The organism is Suttonella ornithocola (genome assembly GCF_001889065.1).
In the GTDB taxonomy this organism is placed as follows: Bacteria; Pseudomonadota; Gammaproteobacteria; order Cardiobacteriales; family Cardiobacteriaceae; genus Suttonella_A; species Suttonella_A ornithocola.
The window spans coordinates 1-506 of the sequence record NZ_LWHB01000359.1 but is presented as its reverse complement, the minus strand read 5'-3'; the positions used below and the strand labels follow the sequence as shown (position 1 = coordinate 506).

Here is a 506-nt window from a genome sequence, read left to right as displayed (position 1 = left end):
ACAGCGAGCGTGATAGGAAAAAGCCCGTCTATCGGGGTAGTGAAACACTGCAATATGCCGGTGATTTGGCTAAGCGACACTTCAAGGTAAGTGAGACCAATCAGCTATGGATTGCAGACTTCATCTATATCCACACTCAAAGCAGCTGGATCTATACAGCATTCATCATAGACGTGCATTCAAGCGCCATTGTCGGCTGGAAAGTCAGTCGTCAAATGAACACCGATATGGTGCTTGATGCGCTTGAACAAGCATTATAGTAAAATCACTTATAATCCAATCTATCCAAAGCAGATATAAAGAACAACTTGTAGTAGAATTATCAAAAATAAACTGAGCATATCCTATGACCTACTGCAGCCAATTCCGACAGAAAATTCTTAACGATATTGCTAATGGAGAAACTTGGCACGCTGTTGCAAAGCGCTACAAGATCAGCAAATTCACCGTCTATAGCTGGATTAAAAATCCCCATCTTTACTGAGCGTAAGCCCTCAAAGATTGAT

The 506-nt window shown here is 41.5% G+C and carries 1 protein-coding gene and 1 pseudogene; both read left to right on the top strand.

Features of this window, described 5'->3' with window-relative positions; genetic code table 11:
- Window positions 1-257: pseudogene (locus tag A5N85_RS14395) on the top strand (DDE-type integrase/transposase/recombinase); the annotation flags it as partial.
- Window positions 258-346: 89 nt separating this feature from the next.
- Window positions 347-484, top strand: coding sequence for a helix-turn-helix domain-containing protein (locus A5N85_RS14390; protein WP_072577393.1), 138 nt, complete (start codon window positions 347-349; stop codon window positions 482-484).
- Window positions 485-506: the final 22 nt, after the last annotated feature.